This is a genomic window from Brevundimonas sp. MYb52 (genome assembly GCF_002979535.1).
Lineage (GTDB): Bacteria > Pseudomonadota > Alphaproteobacteria > Caulobacterales > Caulobacteraceae > Brevundimonas.
In genome coordinates this window covers 137,137-161,311 of sequence record NZ_PCPB01000002.1, presented here as the reverse complement: position 1 = coordinate 161,311, position 24,175 = coordinate 137,137, and the positions used below count along the sequence as shown (strand labels likewise).

Annotated in this window: 26 protein-coding genes; 13 read left to right on the top strand and 13 right to left on the bottom strand. The window is 65.6% G+C overall.

Annotated elements, in window-relative coordinates; genetic code table 11:
- The first annotated feature begins 30 nt into the window (after positions 1-30).
- Both CQ039_RS04145 and CQ039_RS04140 read left to right on the top strand, forming a co-directional pair.
- A complete protein-coding gene (locus CQ039_RS04145; protein ID WP_105564321.1) occupies positions 31-792 on the top strand; it encodes an SDR family NAD(P)-dependent oxidoreductase in 762 nt (253 codons plus the stop codon).
- Positions 793-888: 96 nt separating this feature from the next.
- Positions 889-2,157: an O-antigen ligase gene (locus CQ039_RS04140; protein ID WP_233190297.1), complete on the top strand. Its 1,269-nt coding sequence runs from the start codon at positions 889-891 to the stop codon at positions 2,155-2,157.
- On the opposite strand, the gene CQ039_RS04135 is transcribed toward CQ039_RS04140, so the two are convergent.
- The 9 genes from CQ039_RS04135 to CQ039_RS04095 all read right to left on the bottom strand — a co-directional run bounded on the left by CQ039_RS04135 (position 2,154) and on the right by CQ039_RS04095 (position 9,329).
- Positions 2,154-2,465: a plasmid stabilization protein gene (locus tag CQ039_RS04135; protein ID WP_199183561.1), complete on the bottom strand. Its 312-nt coding sequence runs from the start codon at positions 2,463-2,465 to the stop codon at positions 2,154-2,156. The two genes, CQ039_RS04140 and CQ039_RS04135, sit on opposite strands and share 4 nt — an antisense overlap.
- 40 nt (positions 2,466-2,505) lie before the next feature.
- The gene (locus CQ039_RS04130; RefSeq protein WP_105564319.1) at positions 2,506-3,027 is read right to left on the bottom strand and encodes a DUF4142 domain-containing protein; all 522 of its coding nucleotides are present in this window, start codon (positions 3,025-3,027) and stop codon (positions 2,506-2,508) included.
- 54 nt (positions 3,028-3,081) lie between these two features.
- Positions 3,082-3,810: an RNA polymerase sigma factor gene (locus CQ039_RS04125; protein ID WP_105564347.1), complete on the bottom strand. Its 729-nt coding sequence runs from the start codon at positions 3,808-3,810 to the stop codon at positions 3,082-3,084.
- Between the two features lie 132 nt (positions 3,811-3,942).
- Positions 3,943-5,571: a ribosome biogenesis GTPase Der gene (gene der / locus CQ039_RS04120; RefSeq protein WP_105564318.1), complete on the bottom strand. Its 1,629-nt coding sequence runs from the start codon at positions 5,569-5,571 to the stop codon at positions 3,943-3,945.
- Positions 5,572-5,602: 31 nt separating this feature from the next.
- Entirely contained in the window at positions 5,603-7,024 is a 1,422-nt protein-coding gene (locus CQ039_RS04115; protein ID WP_105564317.1) for a PQQ-like beta-propeller repeat protein, read from the bottom strand.
- 23 nt (positions 7,025-7,047) lie between these two features.
- The gene (locus CQ039_RS04110) at positions 7,048-7,812 is read right to left on the bottom strand and encodes a tetratricopeptide repeat protein (RefSeq protein WP_105564346.1); all 765 of its coding nucleotides are present in this window, start codon (positions 7,810-7,812) and stop codon (positions 7,048-7,050) included.
- A 145-nt stretch (positions 7,813-7,957) separates the two neighbouring features.
- Positions 7,958-8,383, bottom strand: a complete 426-nt coding sequence (locus CQ039_RS04105) for a hypothetical protein (RefSeq protein ID WP_105564316.1) — start codon at positions 8,381-8,383, stop codon at positions 7,958-7,960.
- A complete protein-coding gene (locus CQ039_RS04100) occupies positions 8,373-8,930 on the bottom strand; it encodes an RNA polymerase sigma factor (RefSeq protein ID WP_105564315.1) in 558 nt (185 codons plus the stop codon). The genes CQ039_RS04105 and CQ039_RS04100 overlap by 11 nt, the downstream gene beginning before the upstream one ends.
- 24 nt (positions 8,931-8,954) lie before the next feature.
- Positions 8,955-9,329 (bottom strand): DUF6249 domain-containing protein, encoded by a 375-nt coding sequence (locus CQ039_RS04095; protein WP_105564314.1) that lies wholly within the window; start codon positions 9,327-9,329, stop codon positions 8,955-8,957.
- 248 nt (positions 9,330-9,577) lie between these two features.
- Here CQ039_RS04095 and CQ039_RS04090 point away from each other — a divergent pair, with 248 nt between their 5' ends.
- Together CQ039_RS04090 and CQ039_RS04085 are read left to right on the top strand one after the other, a co-directional pair.
- Positions 9,578-9,877 carry a UrcA family protein gene (locus tag CQ039_RS04090; RefSeq protein WP_105564313.1) on the top strand — a complete coding sequence of 100 codons (300 nt, stop codon included), beginning with the start codon at positions 9,578-9,580 and terminating at the stop codon, positions 9,875-9,877.
- Positions 9,878-9,948: 71 nt separating this feature from the next.
- A complete protein-coding gene (locus CQ039_RS04085; protein ID WP_105564312.1) occupies positions 9,949-10,188 on the top strand; it encodes a DUF2188 domain-containing protein in 240 nt (79 codons plus the stop codon).
- Here CQ039_RS04085 and CQ039_RS04080 read toward each other — a convergent pair.
- Both CQ039_RS04080 and CQ039_RS04075 read right to left on the bottom strand, forming a co-directional pair.
- Complete coding sequence (locus CQ039_RS04080; protein ID WP_105564311.1) at positions 10,185-10,538, bottom strand: ArsC family reductase; 354 nt, start codon at positions 10,536-10,538, stop codon at positions 10,185-10,187. The genes CQ039_RS04085 and CQ039_RS04080 overlap by 4 nt on opposite strands.
- A gap of 71 nt (positions 10,539-10,609) precedes the next feature.
- Positions 10,610-11,068, bottom strand: coding sequence for a hypothetical protein (locus CQ039_RS04075; protein WP_146112101.1), 459 nt, complete (start codon positions 11,066-11,068; stop codon positions 10,610-10,612).
- A 65-nt stretch (positions 11,069-11,133) separates the two neighbouring features.
- Here CQ039_RS04075 and CQ039_RS04070 point away from each other — a divergent pair, with 65 nt between their 5' ends.
- Positions 11,134-11,781: a glutathione S-transferase family protein gene (locus CQ039_RS04070; protein ID WP_105564309.1), complete on the top strand. Its 648-nt coding sequence runs from the start codon at positions 11,134-11,136 to the stop codon at positions 11,779-11,781.
- Here the strand turns inward: CQ039_RS04070 and CQ039_RS04065 are convergent.
- Positions 11,778-13,097: an Hsp70 family protein gene (locus CQ039_RS04065; protein ID WP_105564308.1), complete on the bottom strand. Its 1,320-nt coding sequence runs from the start codon at positions 13,095-13,097 to the stop codon at positions 11,778-11,780. The two genes, CQ039_RS04070 and CQ039_RS04065, sit on opposite strands and share 4 nt — an antisense overlap.
- A 110-nt stretch (positions 13,098-13,207) precedes the next feature.
- Here CQ039_RS04065 and CQ039_RS04060 point away from each other — a divergent pair, with 110 nt between their 5' ends.
- From CQ039_RS04060 to CQ039_RS04025, 8 genes are all read left to right on the top strand, one after another.
- Positions 13,208-14,383 carry a DNA cytosine methyltransferase gene (locus CQ039_RS04060; protein WP_105564307.1) on the top strand — a complete coding sequence of 392 codons (1,176 nt, stop codon included), beginning with the start codon at positions 13,208-13,210 and terminating at the stop codon, positions 14,381-14,383.
- Between the two features lie 311 nt (positions 14,384-14,694).
- Complete coding sequence (locus CQ039_RS04055; RefSeq protein WP_105564306.1) at positions 14,695-15,729, top strand: UDP-glucuronic acid decarboxylase family protein; 1,035 nt, start codon at positions 14,695-14,697, stop codon at positions 15,727-15,729.
- An 85-nt stretch (positions 15,730-15,814) separates the two neighbouring features.
- Positions 15,815-17,257: a glycosyltransferase family 2 protein gene (locus CQ039_RS04050; protein WP_105564305.1), complete on the top strand. Its 1,443-nt coding sequence runs from the start codon at positions 15,815-15,817 to the stop codon at positions 17,255-17,257.
- Between the two features lie 12 nt (positions 17,258-17,269).
- Entirely contained in the window at positions 17,270-18,406 is a 1,137-nt protein-coding gene (locus CQ039_RS04045) for an NAD-dependent epimerase/dehydratase family protein (RefSeq protein WP_105564304.1), read from the top strand.
- Between the two features lie 93 nt (positions 18,407-18,499).
- A complete protein-coding gene (gene bcsS, locus CQ039_RS04040) occupies positions 18,500-19,225 on the top strand; it encodes a cellulose biosynthesis protein BcsS (RefSeq protein ID WP_158256013.1) in 726 nt (241 codons plus the stop codon).
- A 227-nt stretch (positions 19,226-19,452) separates the two neighbouring features.
- The gene (locus CQ039_RS04035) at positions 19,453-20,565 is read left to right on the top strand and encodes an endo-1,4-beta-xylanase (RefSeq protein WP_158256012.1); all 1,113 of its coding nucleotides are present in this window, start codon (positions 19,453-19,455) and stop codon (positions 20,563-20,565) included.
- Between the two features lie 130 nt (positions 20,566-20,695).
- Positions 20,696-22,207 (top strand): HWE histidine kinase domain-containing protein, encoded by a 1,512-nt coding sequence (locus CQ039_RS04030; RefSeq protein ID WP_233190295.1) that lies wholly within the window; start codon positions 20,696-20,698, stop codon positions 22,205-22,207.
- Complete coding sequence (locus tag CQ039_RS04025) at positions 22,204-22,581, top strand: response regulator (protein ID WP_105564301.1); 378 nt, start codon at positions 22,204-22,206, stop codon at positions 22,579-22,581. Before CQ039_RS04030 ends, CQ039_RS04025 begins: the two co-directional genes overlap by 4 nt.
- Here the strand turns inward: CQ039_RS04025 and CQ039_RS04020 are convergent.
- Positions 22,568-24,154 (bottom strand): NAD(P)/FAD-dependent oxidoreductase, encoded by a 1,587-nt coding sequence (locus CQ039_RS04020; protein WP_105564300.1) that lies wholly within the window; start codon positions 24,152-24,154, stop codon positions 22,568-22,570. The two genes, CQ039_RS04025 and CQ039_RS04020, sit on opposite strands and share 14 nt — an antisense overlap.
- Positions 24,155-24,175 lie beyond the last annotated feature (21 nt).

Genomic DNA, 24,175 nt, shown 5'->3' with positions numbered 1-24,175 from the left:
CCCGACGGCGGGTCGCGCTATCAGCGCAGCATGTCCGAACACGCTTCCCTTCCCCTCGCCAACCGTATCGCCCTGGTCGTCGGCGCCTCGCGCGGCATCGGCTATGAAACCGCCCTGGCCCTGGCCAAGGCCGGCGCCCACGTCGTGGCGACCGCCCGCACCCAGGGCGGACTGGAAGAACTGGACGACGCCATCTTCGCCGCCACCGGCCAGCACGCCACCCTGGTCCCGTTCGACCTGGTGGACGGCGGCGCCATCGACCGTCTGGGCGGTGCCCTGTTCGAGCGCTTCGGCAAGCTGGACATCTGGGTTCAGGCGGCGGCGACCATGGGCCCCTCGGGTCTCACGCCGGTCGCCCACGCCGAGCCGCGCGAGTTCGCCAAGATCGAGAAGATCAACTTCACCGGCGTCTATCGCCTGATCCGCTCGCTGGAGCCGCTGCTGCGCGCCTCCGACGCCGGGCGCGCGGTCTATCTGACCTCCAGCGTCGCGACCAACCCGCGCGCCTTCTGGGGCATGTATGCGGCGACCAAGGCCGGCGCCGAGGCCCTGGTCAAATGCTGGGCCGACGAAATCGAGAGCACCCTGGTCCGCGCCGCCATCGTCGATCCGGGCCGGATGCGCACCCAGTTGCGCGCCCAGGCTTTTCCAGGTGAAGATCCCGAGGTCCTGCCTCACCCTTCGGAGATCGGTCCCCTGATGGTCGAACTGACCCGTCCTGACCTCACCCCGCCCCTGACCGTCAGCTTCAAGGATTGGAAGCAGGGTCTGTCGGCGGAATCCGCCGCCTAAGGTCCCATGTCGATCCAGTCGCCGGGGAGCCGACTTTCAGGACCGACGACACAAACCGTTCGCACAACGGCAGACCGGACTGCGCGCTCCGGCCCGGTGACGCGCGCGACGCCCTATGCGGATATTCTGGCCTTCGCCGCCTCAGTGCTGGTGGTTCTGATCTACTCGCAGTCATGGGCCGCGCCGATGACCGGCTATGGCCAGCGCTCGTCCGACTTCCTGCTCAACTTCTTCTATCCCGCCTATGCCCTGGCGGTGGGATTGGTTCTGACTCGCCCCGGTACGGCCTTGCAGGCCCTGTCCCGGTCGCCCTTGCTGCTGGCGCTGCTGGCCTTGGCGGCGCTGTCCTTCGTGTGGTCGATCAACCCGGACGTCACCCTGAGACGCGTGATGGCCCTGCTGTTCACAACCCTGGGCGGGGTCGCCCTGGCCGCGCGCTGGCGCTGGACGACGCTGACCGAGATCTTCGCCACAGCCATGGCCATCATGATGGTCGCCTCGCTTCTTCTGGCCGTCCTGCTGCCCGACATGGGCCGGATGCAAACCATCTTCCCCGGCGCATGGCGAGGCCTCTGGCTCGAGAAGAACTCTCTGGGCGAGAATATGGGCCTGGCCGCCATCTTCATGGTCGCCGCCGCCATCATGGTCCCCAAGCGTCGAAGACTGTGGTTGGTGTGCGCGGCCATAGCCGCAGCGCTGGTGGTGATGTCCACGTCGAAGACCGGCCTTGTAGTGCTGATCCTCGCCATGGCCAGCATGGTCTTCGTCGCCCTGGTGAAGGCCGGACGCGTGCGCGCGATCCTGGGCACCTGGATCACGGTCGTCGTCATCTGCGCCGCCCTGGTCGTCATTGCGACCCGCAGCGACCTGCTATTCGAGTTGCTTGGCAAGGACGCCACACTGACGGGCCGGACCGAAATTTGGTCCGGCATCCTGCGTCAGGTCGAACATCGCCCGTGGACCGGCTTCGGCTATGGCGCGGTCTGGACCGACAACTCGCCGGGCGGACCGCAGTCCTGGATCGCCTATGAGGCCCGTTTCTCCGCCGCCCACGCGCACAGCGGCTGGCTGGAGGTCTATCTCAGTCTTGGCATTCCCGGCCTGATCCTGCTGGCTGCCTGGATGGTCGAAATGTGGGCGCGATCGTTCTGGGCCGCCTACACACGCCTGTCCGGCTGGCTGCTGGTCCCCATGATGACGGCCTATACCCTGACCATGCTGACCGAGAGCATCACCATGAACTGGCACAGCCTGCGGTGGGTGCTGTTCGTGACCCTGGCCCTGAAGGCGGTGATCGGCGACCAGGACGCCCCGGCCAAGGTCGTCGCTCCCTTCGCCCGCACACGACGACCGCGACCGCTCTAGCCGCTAACGACGATCTCGGCCGTCATGGCTGCATGGAACCGACAGGCATAGGCGACGGTCCCCGCCGTCCGCATGACGGCTGTCCCGGTCGCGCCAGGCGGCAAATCCACATCGAAGGCACGGTTTCGCGCCGTGGCCGAATGGCGGAACAGGTCGCGATTGACCCAGGCCACCGTATCGCCGACGCGCACGCCCTCCGGAGACGGTCCGAACTTCATCTTGTCGATGACGACGGCGTGGGTCCGGGGGGCGGCGACCGCAGGGAGCGCCGGAGCGACCGCCAGCGCCCCCGCAGTCATCAGAAGCATGCGCCGGGAAAGCCGCTCCGATCCGGGTTCAGGGCAACGTTCAGGGGAAGTCATGGGCCAGGTGCTCGGCATGGGCCTGATGCTGCTGGAACAGTTCCAGCCCGGTCTGCAGCAGCGACTTCAGCTCGGCGTTGTCGGCGTCGGGGATCAGGGTCTTGCGCAGGGCCTCATCGACGGTGCGGTGATAGGTGACCTCGTTGTCGACATAGGCCTTGTCGAAGGCTGCGCCCGACAAGCCGGCCAGGCGTTGCCGCGTGGCCGCCGCCGCGTCGGTCAGCGAGGTGCTGGTGGGGTTGACTTCGGGGGTGACGTGCAGACGGGTGACCAGAGCGATGGCCTGTTCGTTCACCGCCGCGTGGTCGCGCTCCATGGTTTCGGCGAAAGCGCGGACCTCAGGGTTTGTGGACTTCTGCAGCGCCTGTTTGGCGGCCTCGATGTCCAGTTGCCCGGCGGTATAGGCGATGTGGGCGATCTGCGGGTCGGTCGGTCCGGCGTTCTGGGCCATGGCGGGCGCCAGCGGAGCGAAGATCAGGACGCCGGCCAGAAGAAGGGCTTTCGACATGGGGGTTCTTCCTTTGCTGCGACGGCTTGACCGCCATCGCCTCAGCATTGGACTTCAGGCAGATGGAAAGGTTCCCGGCGCTAGCCGCCCTTCCTGCTCCATCCGGCTCAGCACCGCCTCGGTGATGCGCGCGCAGCGGGCGCCGAGGAAGGGAAAGACGCCGACCATGGTTGCCCCCAGTTGAGCGTCCAGGGCCTGACGCAGCAGGCGGCGCGCGCGATGCAGCCGGGTCTTCACCGTCTCGGGCTTGAGTTGCAGGTGGGCGGCGGTCTCCTCGATGCTGCACTCCTCGATGTCGCGCAGGATGAAGACCATGCGGAAGGGCGCCGGCAGGTCGTCCACGGCGCGTTCGATCAGGCTGCGTATCTGCATCCGCGCCGCGTCGATCTCGGGACTGCCGCCGCCGAAGGGATTGGCGCCAAAGGCATTGGGGAAAGGAATGACCTCGGCCTGCTGGCTTTGCTCAATGACATCCAGATCGACCATCGGGCGGCGCTTTCGCACCCGGTCGCGGGCTTCGTTGAGGACGATGCGGGTCAGCCAGGTCATGATCCCCGCCTCGCCGCGAAAGCCGCCGATGGCGGCAAAGGCGCGGGCATAGGCTTCTTGCAGCACATCCTCGGCCTCGGCGTCGTCGCGGACCACGCCGCGGGCGATGCGAAACAGGCGCTGATTGCCCTGCTGCATGATGGCGCGAAACGCCTCGCGGTCGCCGACCTGGGCCAGACGTACCAGATCGATTTGATCCAGCACGGCGTAGTCGTTCGGTTTTCGCAGACTCATGACGCGCTCCATCCGCAGGCTTGGACGCACGGTGGGGCCGCAAGGTTCCCGAAAAGACCCCGACCAGAAGAAGGGGCGAGCCGTCGTCACCGACCGCTCGCCCCTAAACCTTCCCGGCCGCTCGAGGGCGACCTACTTCTTCGGCGCGTGCTTCTGGCCGGTGCGGATACGGCCCGAACGCGACACCTGACGGGCGCCGCCGCGGGCGCCCTTCTGGACGGCCACGCTCTGACCGGCCTTCTTGCTCGCGCCTGCCTTGAGCCCGCCAAGAGCCTTGACCTTGGGCTTGATGCCCGACTTCTTCTGTTCCAGCGCCTTGCCCGGCAGGTTGGACAGAGCCTCGGCGGCCTTCTCGGCCTTCAGCACCTTGCGCGGCGCGGTCTTGGCGTCGCCCTTGTAGCGTTCTGGACCGGACTTGGCGCCGCCCTCGGCATAGGGGTTCGACGTGCTGCTGGACTTGACCGTCAGCCGGATCGGCGTGCCGGGCAGGTCGAAGCTCTCGCGCAGGCTGTTCACCAGATAGCGCTGATAGTGCTCGGGCATGTCAGAGGCGCGGCTGGCCATCAGGACGAAGGTCGGCGGACGGGCCTTGGTCTGAGCCATGTACTTCGGCTTCACGCGCTTGCCATTGACGGCGGGCGGCGGGTGCCTCTGGGTGGCCATGGACAGCCAGGTGTTCAGGTCCTTGGTCTTGACCTTCACCGACCAGGTTTCATAGGCCTTGATGATGGCCGGCATCAGCCGCTCGACGCCACGACCATTGTGCGACGACAGGGCGACGAAGGGCGAACCTTTCAACTGCGGCAGCTTGTCCTCGGCCAGGCGCTTCAGCTCGGCCATCTTGGACTGGGGTTCTTCCTCCAGGTCCCACTTGGACGCCACATAGACCAGGGCGCGACCTTCGCGCTCGACCAGGTCGGCCAGTTGCAGGTCCTGGGTATCGAAGGCGTCGTCCTTGTCCATCACCAGCACGACCACCTCAGCGAAGGTGATGGCGCGGATGGTGTCGGCGACCGACAGCTTTTCCAGCTTCTCCTGGACTCGAGCCTTGCGACGCATCCCGGCGGTATCAACGAAGCGGATCGCCTTGCCTTCGTATTCCCAGTCGACCGAGATAGAGTCGCGGGTGATGCCGGCCTCGGGGCCGGTCAACAGGCGGTCTTCGCCCAGCATACGATTGATCAGGGTCGACTTACCCGCATTGGGGCGGCCGATGATGGCGATTCGGATCGGCTTGTCCGGCTCGTCGATCTCTTCGACGAAGATGTCAGCCGAGGCCTCGACCAGCGCCTGATACAGGTCGGCCATGCCCTCGCCGTGCTCGGCCGAGATGGCGACCGGCTCGCCGAAGCCCAGAGCGTGGGCTTCGCCGACGCCGCCGCCGCTTTCGCGGCTTTCGGACTTGTTGGCCAGCAAGATGATCGGCTTGTGCACCTTGCGCAGACGCTCGGCGAAGATGCGGTCCAGCGACGTCACGCCATCGCGGGCGTCCATCATGAACATGACGACTTCGGCGTCATCCAGCGCGGCCTCGGTCTGCTCGCGCATCCGGGCTTCCAGGCTGTCGTCGGTGACGTCTTCGTAGCCGGCCGTGTCGATCAGCGTCAGATCCATGTCGCCGATATTGCCGTCGGCATAGCGACGGTCACGGGTCACGCCCGGGCGATCATCGACAAGCGCCAAACGCTTGCCGACGAGTCGGTTGAACAGTGTCGACTTGCCCACATTGGGCCGGCCGACGATGGCGACTTTTAGAGCCATGTCGGCTTTCTAACTCAAATCAAAGAAAAGATCAGCGGATGCTGACCAGTTGGCCCTTGTCCGTGAGGACGTAAAGGGCGCCGTTGTAGGCGGCTGGAGCGATGAAGGCCGCCCCGCCCAGCTTCAGGCTGGATTGCTGCGCGCCGGTCTTCGGGTCAAAGGCCACGACCTCGCCGTCCGAATTCACCAGCACCAGACGGTTGGAGGCCAGGATGGGGCCCGACCACACAGGACGGACCGTCTTGCCGCCGAAGCCCAGAACGCCGCCTTCCTTGCGGACACGACCCTCATTCAGGTCGCGCGTCCAGTAGACCTGGCCGCTATCGCGGTTGACGACGGTCAGTTCACCGGCCTTGGACACCACATAGACCACGTCGCCGACCGGCAGGGGCGCATTGACGCCCGCGACCGGCAGGGACCATTTCGCTTGGCCCGAACGGATGTCCATCGACTGAAGGACGCCCGACTGGCTGACAGCATAGACAAAGCCGCGGCTGATGACCGGCCGCCCGGCGATATCGCGGATCTCGGACAGGGCGCTGGTGCGGCTGGTGCGCGACAGGACCTCCTGCCAGACGGGCTGGCCATTCGAGGCGCGCAGCGCCACCAGTTCGCCCGAGGAGAAGGGCGCGATGACCGTGTCGCCGCTGACCGCCGGGCTGGAGGCGCGCATGACGCGCGCCGGCTCGGTGATGCCGCGATAGGACCAGTCCTGACGTCCTGTATTGACGTTGAAAGCCACCAGTTGGTTGTCGACGTCGATGACATAGACGCGCTGACCGGCGACCGTCGGTGCGCCGTGGATCGGCAGATCAACCGACGACTTCCACAGTTCAGCCCCCGTGGCGGCGTCCAGCGCCGTCATGGTGCGATAGCCGGAGGAGACAAAGACCTTGCCGCCGCCGACGGCTACGCCGCCGCCGAAACCGCCGCCGGCCGCGCCGCCGCCGAAGCCGATGCCCAGGATGCGCGAGCCGCGATCGTGCTCATCGACCTTGACGTTGGCCTTCCACAGGACCGCGCCGGTGCCCGCGTCCACAGCCGTCACGCCAGCCTCGCCGTCCAGCACGAAGATCTTGCCGCCGTCTGCGACGACCGGGGCCATGACCTGACGGGTGCGGCTGGAGCCGGCGCCGATGTCGCGCCGCCAGGCGATCGAGAACTCCGGCGCAGCGATGACATGCTCCACCGAGTTGTCAGCGTTGCCGCCCGGCTGGGTCCAGGCGGTCGCCGCCTGGGGCCCCGGCAGGAAGAAGTCACGGCCGGACAGAGCCGCCGACGGCGCCAGTTGCTGCTCGAACTCCAGGATCGAAATGCGCTGCCCTTCGGTCGCCTTGGCGACGTCTTCCTTCTGGCCGCCCAGGCCGAAAGGCAGGGCGTTGCGCACGGTGCCGCAGGACGCGACGGTCATGGCCAGACCGCACAACAGGGCGACTTTCAGCGTTCGGTTCATGCAGGGCGTCCTGAAAGCGTCGATTACGGGCGAACGGCGGCAGGCGCCGCGTCGGCTTGTGCGGGAGCAGCGGCAGCGGACGGCGCGGCAGCCGGAGCCGGCAGGGCGACGGCGGCGCGAACGATGGCGGCCAGGCCGGCGGCCGTGCCCGAATCAATCGCCTGAACGCCGGCCTGGGCGCGCTGACGGACGTCGTCCGGCACATCCTGGCCCAGTTGCAGCTGGACAAAGGCCTGACGCGCTTCGGCGGTCTTGCCGTGCTGCAGTTGCGCCATGGCCAGGGCTTCCTGAGCGAAGGCGTGCAGCGGGCGCTTGTCCTCAGCCAGGGGCTCAAGACGCTTCTGAATGTCTTCCAGCGAGGCCGTGTCCATCAGCAGGAAGGCGGCCTTGATAGCGGCGGCGTCGGCGATGATCGGATCGCCGGCGGCCTTGGCTGCGTCGTCGAACAGCTTGACCGCGTCCTGGGTCTTGTTCGCCGTCACGGCGATTCCGGCCTGTTGCATCAGGGCCAGGGCCTTATAGGCGCCGTTGCCCGACTTGGCGGCTTCGGCGAAGGCGGCGTCGGCGCCCGACGGGTTGTTGGCCTGGAGGGCCTCCATGCCGCGATCATAGGCGGCCGAGGCCTTGTCGGCCTGATTGGTCACGTAGCTCTGCCAGCCCCACCAGCCCAGGGCGGCGACCAGGGCGACGACCAGCAGGCCGGCTCCGATCGGCAGCCAGGTGCGGGCCATACGCTTGTATCGATCGGAGCGAAGCTCCTCCTCGACCTGTTCGAAGACATCAACCACGAAACGTCGCCCCAAAAACCGCTGCCAAGACTGGTCGCTAAACCGGCGCGACCCTAGAGGGTCGTCGTCCCGCCCGCAACGCAGGCGTTCATGCCGTGACCCGAAATTTCAGCAGTAGGTCGCGACTTCGTCAGGAAAACGGCGCTCAGATTTCCTGAGACAGTTTCACAACCCCAGCCGCCAGCAAGGCGACCAGCACCCCGGCCGTAGCCCAGAACAACTGCATTCCGCCCATGGAGCTCATGTCGAACCCGCTTAGGCCCAGTCGATCCAGCAAGGACTGAACCGCCTGAGCGCCGTCCACGCCCGCCATGCTGAGCCCCTGCGCGACAGGTTGAGAGCCCGTCGATGCGGACGCCGACGATTCAGTGAAGTTGAAGTTGACGTTCAGGACCTCGCGCACGGCGATGACGCCGCCGATCAGGCCCGCTCCGGACAGGGCCACCGTGCGGAAGCGAGAGGTTTTCGACAGTTTCGCCGCCACGCCGGCCTCGAACTGGGCCGAATCGGCAAAGGCCGGGGCGCGTGCGAACAGGCGCTCGATGGCAGGGTCGAACTCATCAGCCGACATGGGACGCGCTCCCGTGAGCAACCGGTTCCGACTGGAGCCGGGCCCGAAGTTTATCCAGACCACGCTTGACATGAGATTTCACCGTTCCAAGCGGCAAATTAATGGCGGCCGCAATTTCGGGATGGGACAGGCCCGCCCCGTGACACAGGGAGACGCACAGCCGTTCCGGCTCGGTCAGGCCCTTCATCGCCTCGTCCAGATCCATGCGCCCGGCGCTATCGACATTGGGCGCGACCTCATCGTTCTCGACCTCGGCGACATAGCGGGCGTCCTTCGAGCGACGCTTCAGATAGATGCGAGCCGCGATCCGCTTGATCCAGGCGCCGAAGGTCCCCTCGCCGCGAAACTCGGCGCACTTCTCGAACGCCAGCAGAAAGGCGTCCTGGGCCACGTCGTCGGCCAGGGCGGGTTGCGCCCCCATCCGACGCAGCAGACCGCGCACCGCCGAGCTGTGGCGACGCACCAGTTCCCCGAACTCGCGACGTCCGCCCGCCGCCGACAGGGCGGCGAGCTCGACATCGTGCAGATCGCGTAAAGGCTTGGCCATGACGGTCTCCCCTCCCCGTCGCCCTCAGCCCTTGTTCTTGTTGAAGAAACTCAGGACGATGAAGGCCAGACCGATCGTGCCGGGGATCGCGGCGATGCCGACCAGCGGATAGAAGGCGTCCATCTCGGCGAAGCTGACCGCGTAGCCAAAGAGAGCGAACCCGAGGCTGACCGCCAGAAGGATGACGCCGACGCGCAGGTCGCGAGACGCCGTCGCTGGCGCCTTGATGTTTTCCTTGCTCAGCGCGTCAATGACTTCTGGCGGCAGCGGCTGCCCCTTCTCGATGGCCGAGCGCAGGGTCGCCTGCATCTCTTTACGCTCCCTGCTCTTCAGCCAAACCGGCACGAGCACGATCGCGCCGATCATGATGAACAATGCGATGGGAATGAATTCTTCCATGGGTTTCGCCCCTTCTTGAAATATGGAGCCGAGCGTGACGCTGCAGCCTTCTGATCACAAGAGGCGCTGATCGCGCCGATCAGATGCAGGATCGCGCATGAACTCTTTGTAAGGCGCGCTTTTCCGATCCGGCCGGCGTTTCAGACCCAAGGCATGACCGCGATTTAACAGGCGCTGCCGTAACTGTGTGCGCTTTGCGCCGTCTTGTTCCCTTGCCCGGCTTCGCCGGAACCCAGGGAGCCACCGCCATGATGATCGCCAGCCTCGCCCTCGCCCTATCGGCCGCCGTCTCGCCCGCGCAGGAACTGAGGGTCCAGGTCTCCGATCTGGACTTCCGCCGTCCAGAGCAAGCCAGGGTCTTTATCCAGCGCGTCGATGCGGCCGCCGACGCATTCTGCGACCAGCACCGGGCCGTCGTCACGCCGCTCAGCCTGCGCGGGACAGAGGTCTGCGAGACGGAGATGCGTCGCTTCGCCATCAACCGCCTGGACCGCGAGCGCTGGACCGCCGCCCACCGCGCCGCCCTGGAGCTGCGTCGGGCGCGCTGACGTCACCACAGCGTGACTCGACAAGCTGTTCCGCCCGGTCAAGCGTCGGTCGATAAACGACCGGAGGCCAAATGACCCGCATCATCTATCGCATCGTCCCCCACGACGGGGGCTGGGCCTATAAGCTGGGCGACAGCTTCTCCGAGACCTTCGCCACCCACGACGCCGCGCGCGCCGCCGCTGTCGCCGTCTCGCGCGAGCAGCAGGTGCCGGACCGCACCTCGTGGATCGAGTTCGAGGACACGTCTGGCCAGTGGATCACCGAGCGCGCAGACGGCCACGACCGCCCGGAAACCGCCGTCGAGGATTAGGCGCCGAAAGCCTCGGCGTAGCGTTCGGGCTTGAAGCCGACCAGCGTCCGCCCGTCGCCCAGGTCCAGCACCGGCCGCTTGATCATCGACGGCTGGGCCAGCATCAGGGCGACGGCCTTGTCGGCGTTCAGGTCGGCCTTGTCGGCGTCCGACAACTTGCGGAAGGTGGTCCCGGCGCGGTTCAGCACCGTCTCCCAGCCATGCTCGGCGATCCAGCGTTCAAGATCCGCCCTGTTCGCGCCCGCGACCTTATAGTCATGAAAGGCGTAGTCCACGCCGTTTTCATCCAGCCAGACGCGCGCCTTCTTCATCGTGTCACAGGCCTTGATGCCGTGCAGGGTGATGGTCATGGGGCGCTCCTCGCGTGGTGAGGTGCGCGATCTGACATCGGGAGGCGAAGGGGTCAAATTCCGGTTTCGCGTTAGCGCAAAATCGGTCTCGACGATCTCGGCAAAGTGGCCATCCAGAGGCCAAGGCAGCCGATAGATAGCGTCAAAGCGTAATCTGCAAGCCAGGGCGCAAGCAGCCACGGATACATCGAAGGCTGCAAGAAATAGCCCCAAAATTCGCCACCCTGGCTGCCACCGAACCTATGGAAGAGCTCCAAAACCAACCAACAGATCGGCGCAACCGCAAGGATCATCACGAAGGCATAGCCGATGAGAGTTCCTCGACCGCGGAGAACAAAGGCAGCGACACTCACGATGATAAGAAAGAGCCTGATGATGTGAAAACCGTCGTCCGTGGCGATGCTCATCTTCCACGCCGTCGGCAATAGAGGAGGATGATCGGAAAACGAGGCGATAAAGCCAAGGAAGGCCGCAAAGAAGGCCACGCCCCCAATGGCCGCGATGCGGTGAACAGCTTTGAAAACGGCCATTCGCAACGCTAACATACCGTAGGTTTTCGACCTAGATCGCCTCAGCGAATTGAGGAGCAACGCCCATGAAGCTCTACGCCCACCCTTTCTCGTCCTACTGCCAGAAGGCGTTGATCGCGCTTTATGAGAACGATACCCCGTTCGAGTTCAGGCTGCTGGAGGGCGAGGCCGCCTTCGCTGAGCTGACGGCGCTGTGGCCGGTTCGCAAGTTTCCGGTCTTGCAGGACGGGGACCACACGGTCGTCGAGGCCACGGCCATCATCGAGCATCTGGCCGTGCATCATCCCGGCCCGGCGCGCCTGATTCCTGACGATACGGCCGCCGCCGTCGAGGTGCGGATGATGGACCGGGTGTTCGACCACTATGTCTCAAGCCCGCAGCAGAAGCTGGTGGCCGACGTCCTGCGGCCCGAGGGCGACCGCGATCCCTATGGCGTGGCTGAGGCCAGGCGGATGCTGGACACCGCCTACGCCTGGCTGGACCAACGACTGGCGGGGCGGGAATGGGCGACCGATCACGGCTTCAGCCTGGCCGACTGCGCCGCCGCGCCCGCGCTGTTCTACGCCGACTGGTCGCACCCCATTGATGATCGCTTCGCGACGCTGAAGGCCTATCGCGCCCGGCTGCTCGCTCGGCCGTCGATGGCGCGGGCGGTGGACGAGGCCCGGCCCTACCGCGCCTACTTCCCTCTGGGCGCACCCGACCGCGATTAGGCGGCCTTCTGACTCCACAGGTCCAGATCCGCCTCGCGCCCGATCAGGGCCAGGCCCGAGGCGATGGATTCGAACTCGCCGCCCGTCTCGATGCGGTCGGCGCCGAAGCGGCGGATGAAGATGTCGCGCACCGCCGGCACGAACGAGGTGCCGCCGGTCAGGAAGACGCGGTCGATCTGGGTTCCGTCCAGACCCGACTGGGCCATGGCCTCGTCGACGGCGGCCTCCATGGAATGAAGCTCGGGGGCGATCCAGCCTTCGAAGTCCGTGCGCTTGACCGGCTTCTCGATCCGCACCGAACCGGCGATAAAGGAGAAGACGGCCTCTTCGTCGCGCGACAGGGCCTCCTTCAGGCCCGAGACAGCGCGATAGAGGGCATAGCCGTGGTTGTCGTCCAGCACTTCGATCAGGCGCTCGATCTTCTCCGGCTCCAACGCTGTCGAGGCCAGGCCGCGAATGTCGCGCATGTCCTTGGAGGCCCGCAGCAGGGCCAGTTGGTCCCAGCGTGCGAAGGCGCTGTAGTAGCGCTGGGGGATCGGCAGGCGGTTGTCGAAGGCCCGATACAGGCTGCCCTTGCCCAGTTCCGGCGACACCAGCTGGTCGATGATCCGATAGTCGAAGGCGTCGCCCGCCACGCCCACGCCCGACCGCGCCAGCGGTGTGGACTTCAGCGCCCCGTCGGCCCGCTCGAACCGCACGACGGAAAAGTCGCTGGTGCCGCCGCCGAAGTCGGCGACCAGGACATTGGCGTCCTGCTTCAGCTCGCGCGCAAAGAAGAAGGCCGCGCCGACCGGCTCATAGGCGTAGCGAATGTCGGTGAAGCCCAGGCGCGCGAACGCCGCCTCATACCGCTCCAACGCCAGGGCCTCGTTGGGATTGCCCCCGGCGAAGGTGACAGGCCGCCCGACGATGATGCGCGGCGGCAGGTCGTCCATCGCCCCGTCCGCGTGGTGCTTCAGCCGCAGCAGGAAGGCCGACAGCAGATCCTCGAAGCGATAGCGGCGGTTGTCGATGCGCGTCTCGGTAAAGGCGGCGCTGGCGGCGAAGGTCTTGAACGACTGGATGAAGCGCGTCTCCAGCGGGTCCTCGACATAGGCGTCGATGGCCCAGGGGCCGGCCTCGATGACCCGCTCGGGCGAACCGCCGTCGCGCGCCTCGTGCAGTTGGAAGCTGAGCGCCGAGCGGAAGGCGAACAGGTCCTTCTCCTCGACCTGGAACCGCACCAGGGTCGCGGGGCCGTCGCCATGGGCCAGCGACACCACCGTATTGGTCGTGCCGAAGTCGATGCCGATGGTGGCGGGCGTCGCGGACGTCATGGGAAAACCTGCGGGGAGAGGGGCCGGGGTTCCTAGCCCCCTGCCCGTCCACGTCAAGGGCAAGCGTGCCGAGCGTGGAAATGGAGGCCCGCCTGCTCCACAGTGTGCCGATGCGCGATTCGTCCCCTTCGGCCCCCAGCTTCTATGAGTTCTTCGCCGGCGGCGGCATGGTGCGCGCCGGTCTGGGGCCTGCCTGGACCTGCCTGTTCGCCAATGATTTCGACGCCAAGAAGGGCTTCTCCTATCAGGCCAACTGGGGCACGGACGGCGAACTGACGGTGGGCGACATCCGCGCGCTGGACGCGGCGCAGTTGCCGGGGACCGCCGACATGATGTGGGGCTCCTTTCCCTGTCAGGACCTGTCGCTGGCGGGCGCTGGAGCGGGGCTGAAGGGCGAGCGGTCCGGCACCTTCTACGCCTTCTGGGACCTGATCCACGGCCTGATCGCCGACGGCCGCGCGCCGCGCATGGTGGCGGTCGAGAACGTCTGCGGCGCCCTGACGTCGCATGGCGGCAAGGACTTCGAAGCCATCTGCCGCACCTTCGCCGAGGCCGGGTATCGCTATGGCGCCCTGGTGATCAACGCCGACCTGTTCGTGCCCCAGTCGCGCCCGCGCCTGTTCGTCATCGGCGTCCATGCCGAGGTCGAGGTCGCGCCCGACCTGCTGTCGCCGGAACCGATCGAGCCCTTCCACACCCGCGCCTTGCGCCGTGCGGTCGGCGCCCTGCCCCAGGATGTGCGCGAGCACCTGCTGTGGTGGAACGTGCCGACGCCGGAGCGCCGCCTCACCACCTTCGCCGACATCATCGAGGACCGCCCGACCAGCGTCGCCTGGCACACCCAGGCCGAGACCAGGAAGCTGCTCGACATGATGTCGCCGGTCCATCTGGCCAAGGTCGCCGCGGCCAAGCGCGCCGGGCGCCGCATGGTCGGCGGCGTCTATCGCCGGACCCGCTTGGATGAGACCGGCGCCAAGGTGCAACGCGCTGAGGTCCGCTTTGACGACGTGGCGGGCTGCCTGCGCACCCCCTCCGGCGGCTCCAGCCGCCAGGTCATTCTGGTGGTCGAGGGACGTCGTATCCGCTCGCGTCTGATCTCGGCGCGCGAGACGGCGCGGCTGATGGGGTTGAAGGACAGCTATGTCCTGCCCCGGCAATACAGCGACGCCTATCACCTGACCGGCGACGGGGTCGCGGCCCCGGTGGTGCGGCACCTGGCCGAGCACGTCTTTGAGCCGCTCGCTCTGGGCATTGGCGCCGCTGTCGACGGCCTTCAAGCCGCCTGACCCCCATCCGTTTGTAGAGACGGCTGATCGCGGACGCGCGGCGTGCAGGCGCCGCGCCTATTCGCATGTTTGATGCGCGCCCTGCGCCTTGTCGCCCCGCCCGGTCAGCGCCCGCGCAGAGGGCAAATGCAAGGCCGCCGCGAAGCTTCGCCGCATTTCCGTCCAATTGCAAAGGAACCCAAGGTCGCACCATTGGTTAACAGGGTCTTAATGCGCCGCTTACACTTATCGAAATTCCCGTGCCGGATGAATGCAGTCGTTACCGTGAACCAAACAGACTAAAACTACCTGATCATTTAGGATCGTAAGAGATGGTTGAAAATCGTCATTTCTACAATCGTCATGATGACTTTGGCGAAACGCCAAATGCAACAATCATTGTTGCTGGCGGTGCAGGATTTCTTGGATCGCACCTGTGCACTCGATTGATCGAAAATGGACACTACGTCATCTGTGTCGATAACTTCCACACCGGAAGACCACAGAACGTTGCGCACCTGGAATCCTCTGGACGGTTTTCCCTTCTCAACCACGACATCAACACGCCGCTCCCGAGCGACCTTCCCAAGGTCGATCAAATATACAATCTCGCCTGTCCGGCATCACCGGTTCATTATCAGTATGATCGCGTCAAGACGGCGCTGACATGCTCACTGGGCACGCTCAATCTTCTGAACAGGGCGGCGGTAGACAGAGCACGTTTCTTCCAGGCCTCGACATCAGAGATCTACGGCGATCCCGAAGTTCATCCTCAGACCGAAAACTACCGGGGAAACGTCAACACGGTCGGCCCCCGCTCCTGCTATGACGAGGGAAAACGGTTCGCCGAGACCCTCGTTACGGACTTCGGCGCCCAGCATGGGTTGACGACGCGGATCGTGCGCATCTTCAACACCTATGGCCCGCGCATGCACCCCGACGACGGGCGCGTGGTCTCCAACTTCATCGTCCAGGCCCTGATGGGCGAAGACATCACCATCTACGGCAGCGGCGAACAGACCCGCTCCTTCTGCTTCGTCGATGATCTGGTCGAAGGCTTCATCCGTCTGATGAACGCCGGCGAAGATATCGACGGCCCGATCAATATCGGCAACCCGAACGAAACCACCGTCAAGCAACTGGCCGAACAGATTCTGGCGATGGCCAAATCACGGTCCAAGATCGTCTACCATCCGCTTCCGGTGGACGATCCCCGTCGACGCAAACCCGACATTTCGCGCGCCCTGGCGCGGCTGAACTGGTCGCCGCAGGTGCCGCTGCACGACGGGCTCTCCCGAACCATCGCTTACTTCACCGAAGAAATGAAAAACAGCGGGCGAAGCTCGACCAGCGCGCTCGCATCCTGAGAACGAAGAAACCCACGACCGAGAAGACGACAGAACACGAATGTAAGACGACGACTTAACACGGATATTCTGGGCGGGACATTCGATGCAAACCTACGACAGCGGCCTTCCAACCCTTCTCGTGTGGCTGTTCGCCATATCCCAGATTCTCTACCTGGGCTGCTTCATGCTGGAGATGTATTTCCGCACGCTCAAAGTGAACAGCGTGGACATGGACGACCCCCTGCCCGCGACCGAGGCCGAACTGCCCTTTATTGTTCTGCTCTACCCGGTCCTGCGCGAGCTTGAGCGGACGATGGAGACAACCTTCACCTCCCTGGCCAAGCTCGACTATCCGCGCAGCCGGTATCGGGTCGTGGCCATTCCCAACGCCAATGACGCCGAGACCATCGCCAGCCTGCAACGGCTGACGAAGGCCTTTCCCTTCGTCGAGATCCTGGAGGTGCCCGCCACCACTGACCCGCGCTGGGACGTGGTGTGGAACGCCTGGGACGCCAACCCCAAGGCCTATTGGTGGCACAACGGCAAGCGCGCGGGGTCCAAGGACCTGCCGCCCAAGAAGACACGTCAGTTGATCTATGCCCTCTATCAGGTCGCCGAAACGCATCGCGACAAGACCAATCTCACGATCGACTACATCGACGCCGACAGCTGCCCTCCGGCCGACCACTTCAAGGCCGCCGCCATCGGCCTGCAGAAATATGACGTGCTTCAGGCGCGCAACGTCGCCGGCAATCTGAACGCCAGCCTGGCCGCCGCCTTCCATGCCTTCGACCACATGACCTGGGACGGCGCCAAATACGGCCACCTCTCGGACCCCAAGCAACCCTTCTGGGTGCTGGGCAAGGGACTGTTCTTCAAGGTCGACGATCTGATCGCCCTGGGCGGCTTCCACCCCTGGATCACCATCGAGGACCCCGAGGTTGGCGAACGGTTCTGGAAAAACGGCAAAACGCTGGGCATCATCGACAGCTCATTGATCGAAGAAGTGCCTGAGACCTTCAGCGAAGGCGTCACGCAAAGGAAGCGCTGGGTCGCCGGCTTCTTCCAGAGCCTGGGTTCGCCGCTCAAGGAAATGGATTTCACCTTCGGCGAACGCGTCCGCGCCTGGATGAACTTCCTGCCCTGCATGTCGCTGTGGGTGAACACCCTGGGCATCCCGCTGGGCATCTGGGCGGCGTGGCGGTTCTTCACCGGCGACAGCGCCCTGCCCCTGTGGCTGGTGGTGCTGTCGGTGTTCAACATTATCGCCTTCACCATGCTGATCGTGGGCCTCTACATGCGGACCTGGACGCGCACCGGACTGGTGCTGGAGCGCACGACCGATCGCATCGGCTACATGCTGATGGTCAATCCGGTGTTCGTCATGATCTGGTGGTGCGTCTGGATCATTCCGCTGACGCTCGGCTTCGTCATGTACCTGAAGGACAGCGGCCAGGTCTGGCAACGCACAGAAAAGATCGACGCCAACAATACGCTCGTGCGGTCCAAACTGGATCAATACGGCGTCCTCCGTCACGACCATTGAGCGGGTGCGGTCATGGACAAGCATATTCTGATCACGGGCGGCGCTGGCTTCATCGGCTCGCATCTGGTCGACGCCATGCTGGCGCGCGGCTATCGCGTCAGCGTGCTCGACAGCCTGTCTCCACAGGTCCACGGCGACGGCGAGATGGACGCTGACGGCTGGCCCATCTACCTCGACCCTCGCCCGCGCCGCATCAGGGGCGACATCCTGGACGAAGGCGTGTTCGAGGCCGCACTGGACGGCGTGACCCACCTGGCTCACCTCGCTGCCTCGGTCGGGGTCGGCCAGAGCATGACCAATATCGTCGACTATACGCGCAACAACGTCATGGCCGCCGCCGTAATGCTGGAGGTGCTGTCGCAGAAGCCGCACAAGGTTGAACGGATCGCCGTGGCCTCGTCCATGTCGATCTATGGCGAGGGCGACTACGTCCGCCCCTCGACCCACACCCACGTCACCGCCGATGTTCGACCCCACGCCCAGCTTGAGGCGCGCCAGTGGGAGATCATGATCGACGGCGAGGAGTTGGAACCCGTCCCCACGGCGGAAGACAAGCTGTTGCAGCCCAACTCCATCTACGCCGTCAACAAACGCGACCACGAGGAGATGTTCCTCTCGGTCGGGCGGGCGCTTCAAATCCCGACCGTCGCCCTGCGTCTGTTCAACGCCTATGGCTCGCGCCAGGCGCTCAGCAATCCCTACACCGGGGTCGCCGCCATCTTCATCTCACGCCTGTTGAACGACCAACCCCCGTTGGTGTTCGAGGACGGCCGCCAGATGCGCGATTTCGTTCACGTCCAGGACGTGGCCCGTGCCTTCGCCACCGTTCTGGACAGCCAGCAGGAGAGCTGGGACGTGTTCAACGTCGGCAGCGGCACCCCGATCTCGGTCAATGAGATCGCCGGCGTCCTGGCCCGTCTGCTGGGCAAGAACATCGCCCCTGAGGTGCTCAACAAATACCGCGTCGGCGACATCCGACATTGCTTCGGCGACATCTCCAAGATTGAGCGCGCCTATGGCTTCAGGCCTGAACGCGACATGGACACCGGCATGGAGGAACTGATCGCCTGGGTGTCGCGGACAAAGGCGCCGGTCGACCGCAGCGCTGAATGCCTGGCCGAGCTGGCGAGAGGAAAATTGGTCGTCTGAAAGTATTAACCAAAATGATCCAGCTTAGCTGAAGCGCCTTCCTCGGCGTCGCCGGCAAGGCGGCGCGATCGATACTATCGTTAGGGAATGTTCATGACCGACCAACCGCGTCGCCTAGCATCGAAGACCTCGTTCGCCGCCGCCCTGATCGCACTCGGCGCGACCGGATGGGCCGGAACCGCCGCGGCGCAGAGCGACGTGACGGTTTTCGCCGGCGGCAAGCTGGATGTCGCGGACTCCGCCTACGTCGGCGCCACAGTCGGCCTGCCCGGCCCGGTCGACGGCAAGGGCTGGGCCGTGCGCGGCGTGGTCTATACTGGCGGCTACGACTACCAGAACGGCCCGGTCACGATCGACGCGGACTTCACCGGGGCTCAGGCGGAAATGGTCTATCGCTTCGGGACGGGCCCGACCTGGGGCAGCGTGGGCCTGGGCTATCGCTACGTCGACACCGACCTCAGCCCCGGCGACCCCGGCAACCGCCGCGACGGCGGCCAGGGCGAGATGATGGTCAGCGTCGACGGCGGTCATGTGTCTGGTCCGTGGCGCGTCGATTGGTATGGCGCCTATGGCTTCCAGTTGGACGACTACGACGCACAGGCCAGCCTGACGCACACGGTGGGGTCTTCGGGTCGCGTGCGGGCAGGCGTCGAGATCGGCGCCGACGGCGATTCCAACTACAGCGCCTACCGCATCGGCCCGGTGCTGGGCGTGAAGGTCGGCGAACAGGCGGAATTCCAGATCTCGGCCGGTTTCAGCGACGGGGACGACCGGGATTCCGACGGCTATGTCCGCGTCGGCTTCTATCGCAGTTTCTAGTTCGGGATGGAGCCGCTGGCCCGTTAAACTGCGGCGCTTATCAGAACACTCTCAAGCTTGACCTTGACGGTCAGCCCAATGACGACTGCATTCCCGCCCTAAAATCACCCACCAGCAATCGTTAACTCCGCATTATCTTCGGAGGCCTAACGAATAGCGCTTGTTCTTCTCCGTAGCTTGAGAAGGTTGAGCGCAGTATGCTGACGCTTCCGTCACGACGGTCCATATTGACCGGCCTTGCGCTGGTCCCGGCCTTGTCCGTTACGCCCCACGGGGTCTGGGCCAGGCCCGAGGGGGAAGGCGCCGCCCTGCCCGATGCATCCGCTTCCGTTCCGTCCCTGTCCCGCGCCGCTCGCAGCGGCGGCCGCTATTTCGGCGCCGCCGCTCGCGCCGAACATCTGCGTCAGGACAAGGCTCTGCGCGCCGCCGTGCTGCGCGACTGCGAGGTCCTGACCCCCGAGATCCATCTGAAATGGAATTCTCTGGAATGGCGCAAGGGCCAGTTCAACTTCGCCCCGGTCGATGATCTTCTGGCCTTCTCCGATGAAAACGGCCTGCGGGTGCGCGGCCACACCCTGCTATGGGACCAAAGCACGCCCGACTGGGCCAAGCGTGAAATGCTCGCGCAGCGCGACTGGCGGCTGATGTCCGAGCACTTCTCTCGCGTGCTGGGCCGCTATGGCTCGCGCATCGACGAATGGGACGTGATCAACGAGCCCATCGACACCGAGGCCGGCGCGCGCAACCTGCGCCGCAACACCTTCTTCCGCGCCTTTGGCCCCACCTACATCGAACGGGCGATGGAAGAGGCCCGGTCCCACGCCCCCAACGCCCATCTGGTCATCAACGACTATGGCTTCGAATACGGCAACCCGGTCGACAAGGCGCGCCGCCAGGCCTTCGTCGCCCTGGCGCGCCGTCTGCGCGCCGCCGACGTCCCACTGGACGGCGTCGGGGTTCAGGCCCACCTCGACCTGTCCAAAGGCCCGATCGACACGGCTGGCCTACAGGACATGACCAAGGCCCTGATCGACCTGGGCCTGGACATCACCGTGACCGAACTGGACGTCAAGGAGACGGACGCCGCCCATACGACCGCCGCCCGCGATCAGAAGGTGGCGGACGAGACACGACGTTATCTTGACGTCATGCTCGCCTTCCCCGAGGTGCGCGGGGTCGTGACCTGGGGCCTGACCGACAAGTTTTCCTGGCTGACCGAGCATGGCGACACGCGCGTTCTCGCTGCCCGCGGCGCAAATCGGGGCCTGCCCTATGATGAGGCCTACAGCCCCAAGCCGATGTATTGGACCCTGGCGGACAGCCTCGGCGCCAGCGCCTGAGCGGGCGAGGTTGAAAACGTTCGTTTTCACAATGAGGCGCCACCGCTAGACATTCCCTGATTTTTCGCGGCAGGAACACGCACCCTTTGTGCGCGGCCGGCGTTAGGGTGGAGAATGCTGGGGGACGGGATTGCGAACACTCGCCAAGACAATCGATCTGGTCGCAGCGTTCGACGCCTCGCCCAACCCTTACATGCTGCTGGACGCCCAGCTTCGCTATGCAGGCATGAACCAGGCCTATCTGGACGTCACCCATCGCCGCCGTGAGGATCTGCTGGGCCAGCCGGTGATGCAGGCGTTCGACGCCGGACCGGGCGAGGAAGCGCCTGAGAACGCCAAACAACTGGCGGCGTCGTTCGAGAAGGTTCTGGCGACGGGACAGCCGGACAATCTGGCCGTGCTGCACTACCCGATCCCGATCGAGCAGGACGACGGCTCGATCCTGTATGATGACCGCTATTGGAGTTGCACCCACACACCGATCAAGGACGCGTCCGGCCAGGTCACCCATATCCTGCAGCACACTAGCGACATCACCGAGCTGGAGCGGCTGCGCCGTCAGGTCGGGCGGCTGAGGCCAGAAGACTCCTCTTCAGCGCTAGACAGCCTGATCGGCGGCGGCATGTTCCGTCGCGCCCTGAGCGTGCAGGCCGACAATCGGCGGCTGGAAACGGAACGGCGGCAACTGCTGGACATGTTCATGCAGACGCCGGGCTTTGTCGCGGTGTTGAACGGCCCGCAGCACGTGATCCAGTTGCACAACGGCGCCTATGGCCAGTTGATCGGCCACCGCGATGTGGTCGGCAAACCCATTCGCGAGGCCCTGCCGGAACTGGCGGGTCAGGGCTATTACGACTTCCTCGACGAGGTGCTGGCAACGGGCGAGCCCTTCCAGGGACGCCAGAGCCCGGTGCAACTGCAGCAGACGCCCAACGGCCTGCTGGCGACCCGCTACCTCAACTTCATCTACCAGCCGATCCGCAACGACGGCGGCGAGATCGTCGGCGTCTTCGTTCAGGGGCATGACGTCACCGACACGGTCATGGCCGCCGAACGTCAGAAGCTGATGATCGACGAACTGAACCACCGCGTGAAGAACACCCTGGCCACGGTCCAGTCGATCGCCATGCAGACCGCGCGCTCGCATGAGGACCCGCGTTCCTTCGCCGAGACCTTCCAGTCGCGCATCCTGTCGCTGTCGCACACCCACGACCTGCTGACCCGCAGCCACTGGGAGGGCGCGGACCTGCGCGAGGTTCTGGAGCACGAAACCACGGCCCACGGCCTGCACCGCCTGACCCTGAACGGGCCGAACGTGGCGTTGGACCCGGCCATGGCCGTGTCGCTGGGGATGATCTTCCACGAACTGGCCACCAACGCCGCCAAGTATGGCGCCCTGTCGCCGGGCGAGGGACGCGTGCTGGTCGACTGGTCCGTGGCGGACCTGAACAATCCGCATCTCGGCATTGTCTGGCGCGAGACCGGCGGGCCTTCAGTCGCTCCACCGGAACGGCGGGGCTTCGGCAGCCGTTTGATCGAGCGAAACGTAAGACATGATCTGGCAGGCACGGTGCAGATGCATTACCGCGATGACGGCTTCACCGCCGAGATCACCATTCCCTTGACCAAGGAAGCCGCATGACCAGAGCTTTGCAGGGCCGTCGCGTTCTGGTGATCGAAGACGAGTCCCTGGTGGCCATGTTGCTGGAGACCATCCTGGACGACATGGGTTGCGCCGTGGTCGGGCCGGAATCCAATATCGACGACGGCCTGTTGGCCGTCACGACCGAAGGGGCGCTGGACGCCGCCCTGCTGGACGTCAACGTGGCGGGCCGCGAGGTCTTTCCCGTGGCCGAGGCGCTAAAGGCGCGGGGCGTGCCCTTCGTCTTCTCGACAGGCTATGGCGAGGCAGGTCTGCCCGAGCACTGGCGCGGCCACCCGACCATCCAGAAGCCCTTTACCGAAGGCGCCATTCGCGACGCCCTGATGCGCGCCATGAACATCAGCCTGGCTTGATGTCCTTTAACACGGCGCGCGCGGCATTGTGCCCCGGCGCGCCGGTGACGCCGCCGCCGGGATGGGCGCCCGATCCGCACAGATAGAGGCCCGCCACCGGCATCCGGTGATCCGCATGACCCAGAACCGGCCGGGCGCTGAACAGCTGATCCAGCGTTAGCCGCCCGTGGAAGATGTCGCCGCCGATCAGGCCGAAGCGCCGCTCCAGATCGCGTGGCCCCAGCGCCAGCCGCCCGACTACCGAGGCCTTGAACCCCGGCGCATGGGCCTCGACCGTCTCGATCATCAGGTCGGCCACCGTGTCGCGATGCTCGTCCGCCAGATCGGGCGAAACATGCTGACAGAACAGGCTGGCGACGTGCTGTCCCTTCGGGGCCAGGCTGTCGTCCAGGGTCGAGGGGATCAGCATCTCGACGATCGGCTTGGACGACCAACCGTTCAGCCGCGCCTCGGCGTGGGCGCGGTCCATATAGGCCAGGGTCGGCGCGATGATGATGCCCGCCGTCAGGTGATCGCCCGCCCCCGGCAAGGCGGTGAAGCGCGGCAGCTCGGACAGGGCCACATTCATGCGGAAGGTGCCCGAGCCCGAGGCGTAGCGGCTCATCCGCTCGGTGAAGTCCGCCGGGACCACGGCGGGATCAACCAGCCGGTCGAACAGCAGGCGCGGGTGCAGGTTCGAGACGACGGCGCGGGCGCGGATCATGTCGCCCGTCTCGGTCACGGCGCCGACCGCCCTGCCCTTTTCGGTCAGAACCTCGGCGACCGGCGCATCCAGACGCACCTCGACGCCCTGCTCGGCGCAGGCGGCGGCCATGGCCTGGGTGATAGCGCCCATGCCGCCGATGGCGTGCCCCCAGGCCCCCTTCTTGCCGTTCACCTCGCCGAAGACGTGGTGCAGCAGGACATAGGCCGAACCGGGGGTATAGGGGCTGGCGTAGTTGCCGACGACGCTGTCGAAGCCGAACAGGGCCTTGATCGGATCGCTCTCGAACCAGCCGTCCAGCCAGTCGCCCGCCGACTTGGCGAACAGGTCCAGCAAGTCGCGCTGCGTCGCCAGATCCAGCCCCGCGACCCGCCGCCCCAGAGAGGCCGCCTTCAGCATTTCCGGCAGGGCCGCCAGCCAGCCGCCTTCGACCACGTTCGGCGGGGTGGTCAGGATCAGGTCGCGCAGGATGGCGGCGACCGTCTCCAGCCGCGCCTCATAGTCGGGCAGGCGCTCGGCGTCGCGGGTCGAGAACTTGGCCACCTCGGCCTGGGTCCGCCCCTCGCCGGTGAGCAGGTAGCGGCCGTCGTCAAAGGGCAGAAAGTTGGCCGCGCGGCGCTCGACCACCCGCAGGCCGTGGCGGGGCAGTTCCATTTCGGCGATGACGCGCGGGTTCAGCAGGCTGACGGTGTAGCTGGCGGTCGAGTTGCGGAAACCGGGATGGAACTCCTCGGTCACCGCCGCCCCGCCGACAACGCCGCGCCTTTCCAGCACCGTGACCTTCAGCCCGGCGCGCGCCAGATAGAAGGCGCAGACTAGGCCGTTGTGCCCGCCGCCCAGGATGACGACGTCCGTCTGTGATTGCGTCATCCTGATCGCCCCCGATTCCAG

What these genes read in the sequence shown, in the direction of transcription:
- CQ039_RS04125 (WP_105564347.1), bottom strand. Translation starts at nt 3,810, where the DNA reads ATGAGTCTGCGAAAACCGAACGACTACGCCGTGCTGGATCAAATCGAT.
- CQ039_RS04095 (WP_105564314.1), bottom strand. Translation starts at nt 9,329, where the DNA reads ATGGAAGAATTCATTCCCATCGCATTGTTCATCATGATCGGCGCGATC.
- CQ039_RS04100 (WP_105564315.1), bottom strand. Translation starts at nt 8,930, where the DNA reads ATGGCCAAGCCTTTACGCGATCTGCACGATGTCGAGCTCGCCGCCCTG.
- CQ039_RS04130 (WP_105564319.1), bottom strand. Translation starts at nt 3,027, where the DNA reads ATGTCGAAAGCCCTTCTTCTGGCCGGCGTCCTGATCTTCGCTCCGCTG.
- CQ039_RS04075 (WP_146112101.1), bottom strand. Translation starts at nt 11,068, where the DNA reads ATGGCCGTTTTCAAAGCTGTTCACCGCATCGCGGCCATTGGGGGCGTG.
- CQ039_RS04060 (WP_105564307.1), top strand. Translation starts at nt 13,208, where the DNA reads ATGCGCGATTCGTCCCCTTCGGCCCCCAGCTTCTATGAGTTCTTCGCC.
- CQ039_RS04135 (WP_199183561.1), bottom strand. Translation starts at nt 2,465, where the DNA reads ATGCTTCTGATGACTGCGGGGGCGCTGGCGGTCGCTCCGGCGCTCCCT.
- CQ039_RS04045 (WP_105564304.1), top strand. Translation starts at nt 17,270, where the DNA reads ATGGACAAGCATATTCTGATCACGGGCGGCGCTGGCTTCATCGGCTCG.
- CQ039_RS04145 (WP_105564321.1), top strand. Translation starts at nt 31, where the DNA reads ATGTCCGAACACGCTTCCCTTCCCCTCGCCAACCGTATCGCCCTGGTC.
- der (WP_105564318.1), bottom strand. Translation starts at nt 5,571, where the DNA reads ATGGCTCTAAAAGTCGCCATCGTCGGCCGGCCCAATGTGGGCAAGTCG.
- CQ039_RS04115 (WP_105564317.1), bottom strand. Translation starts at nt 7,024, where the DNA reads ATGAACCGAACGCTGAAAGTCGCCCTGTTGTGCGGTCTGGCCATGACC.
- CQ039_RS04070 (WP_105564309.1), top strand. Translation starts at nt 11,134, where the DNA reads ATGAAGCTCTACGCCCACCCTTTCTCGTCCTACTGCCAGAAGGCGTTG.
- CQ039_RS04080 (WP_105564311.1), bottom strand. Translation starts at nt 10,538, where the DNA reads ATGACCATCACCCTGCACGGCATCAAGGCCTGTGACACGATGAAGAAG.
- CQ039_RS04025 (WP_105564301.1), top strand. Translation starts at nt 22,204, where the DNA reads ATGACCAGAGCTTTGCAGGGCCGTCGCGTTCTGGTGATCGAAGACGAG.
- CQ039_RS04020 (WP_105564300.1), bottom strand. Translation starts at nt 24,154, where the DNA reads ATGACGCAATCACAGACGGACGTCGTCATCCTGGGCGGCGGGCACAAC.
- CQ039_RS04065 (WP_105564308.1), bottom strand. Translation starts at nt 13,097, where the DNA reads ATGACGTCCGCGACGCCCGCCACCATCGGCATCGACTTCGGCACGACC.
- CQ039_RS04090 (WP_105564313.1), top strand. Translation starts at nt 9,578, where the DNA reads ATGATGATCGCCAGCCTCGCCCTCGCCCTATCGGCCGCCGTCTCGCCC.
- CQ039_RS04055 (WP_105564306.1), top strand. Translation starts at nt 14,695, where the DNA reads ATGGTTGAAAATCGTCATTTCTACAATCGTCATGATGACTTTGGCGAA.
- CQ039_RS04085 (WP_105564312.1), top strand. Translation starts at nt 9,949, where the DNA reads ATGACCCGCATCATCTATCGCATCGTCCCCCACGACGGGGGCTGGGCC.
- bcsS (WP_158256013.1), top strand. Translation starts at nt 18,500, where the DNA reads ATGACCGACCAACCGCGTCGCCTAGCATCGAAGACCTCGTTCGCCGCC.
- CQ039_RS04050 (WP_105564305.1), top strand. Translation starts at nt 15,815, where the DNA reads ATGCAAACCTACGACAGCGGCCTTCCAACCCTTCTCGTGTGGCTGTTC.
- CQ039_RS04105 (WP_105564316.1), bottom strand. Translation starts at nt 8,383, where the DNA reads ATGTCGGCTGATGAGTTCGACCCTGCCATCGAGCGCCTGTTCGCACGC.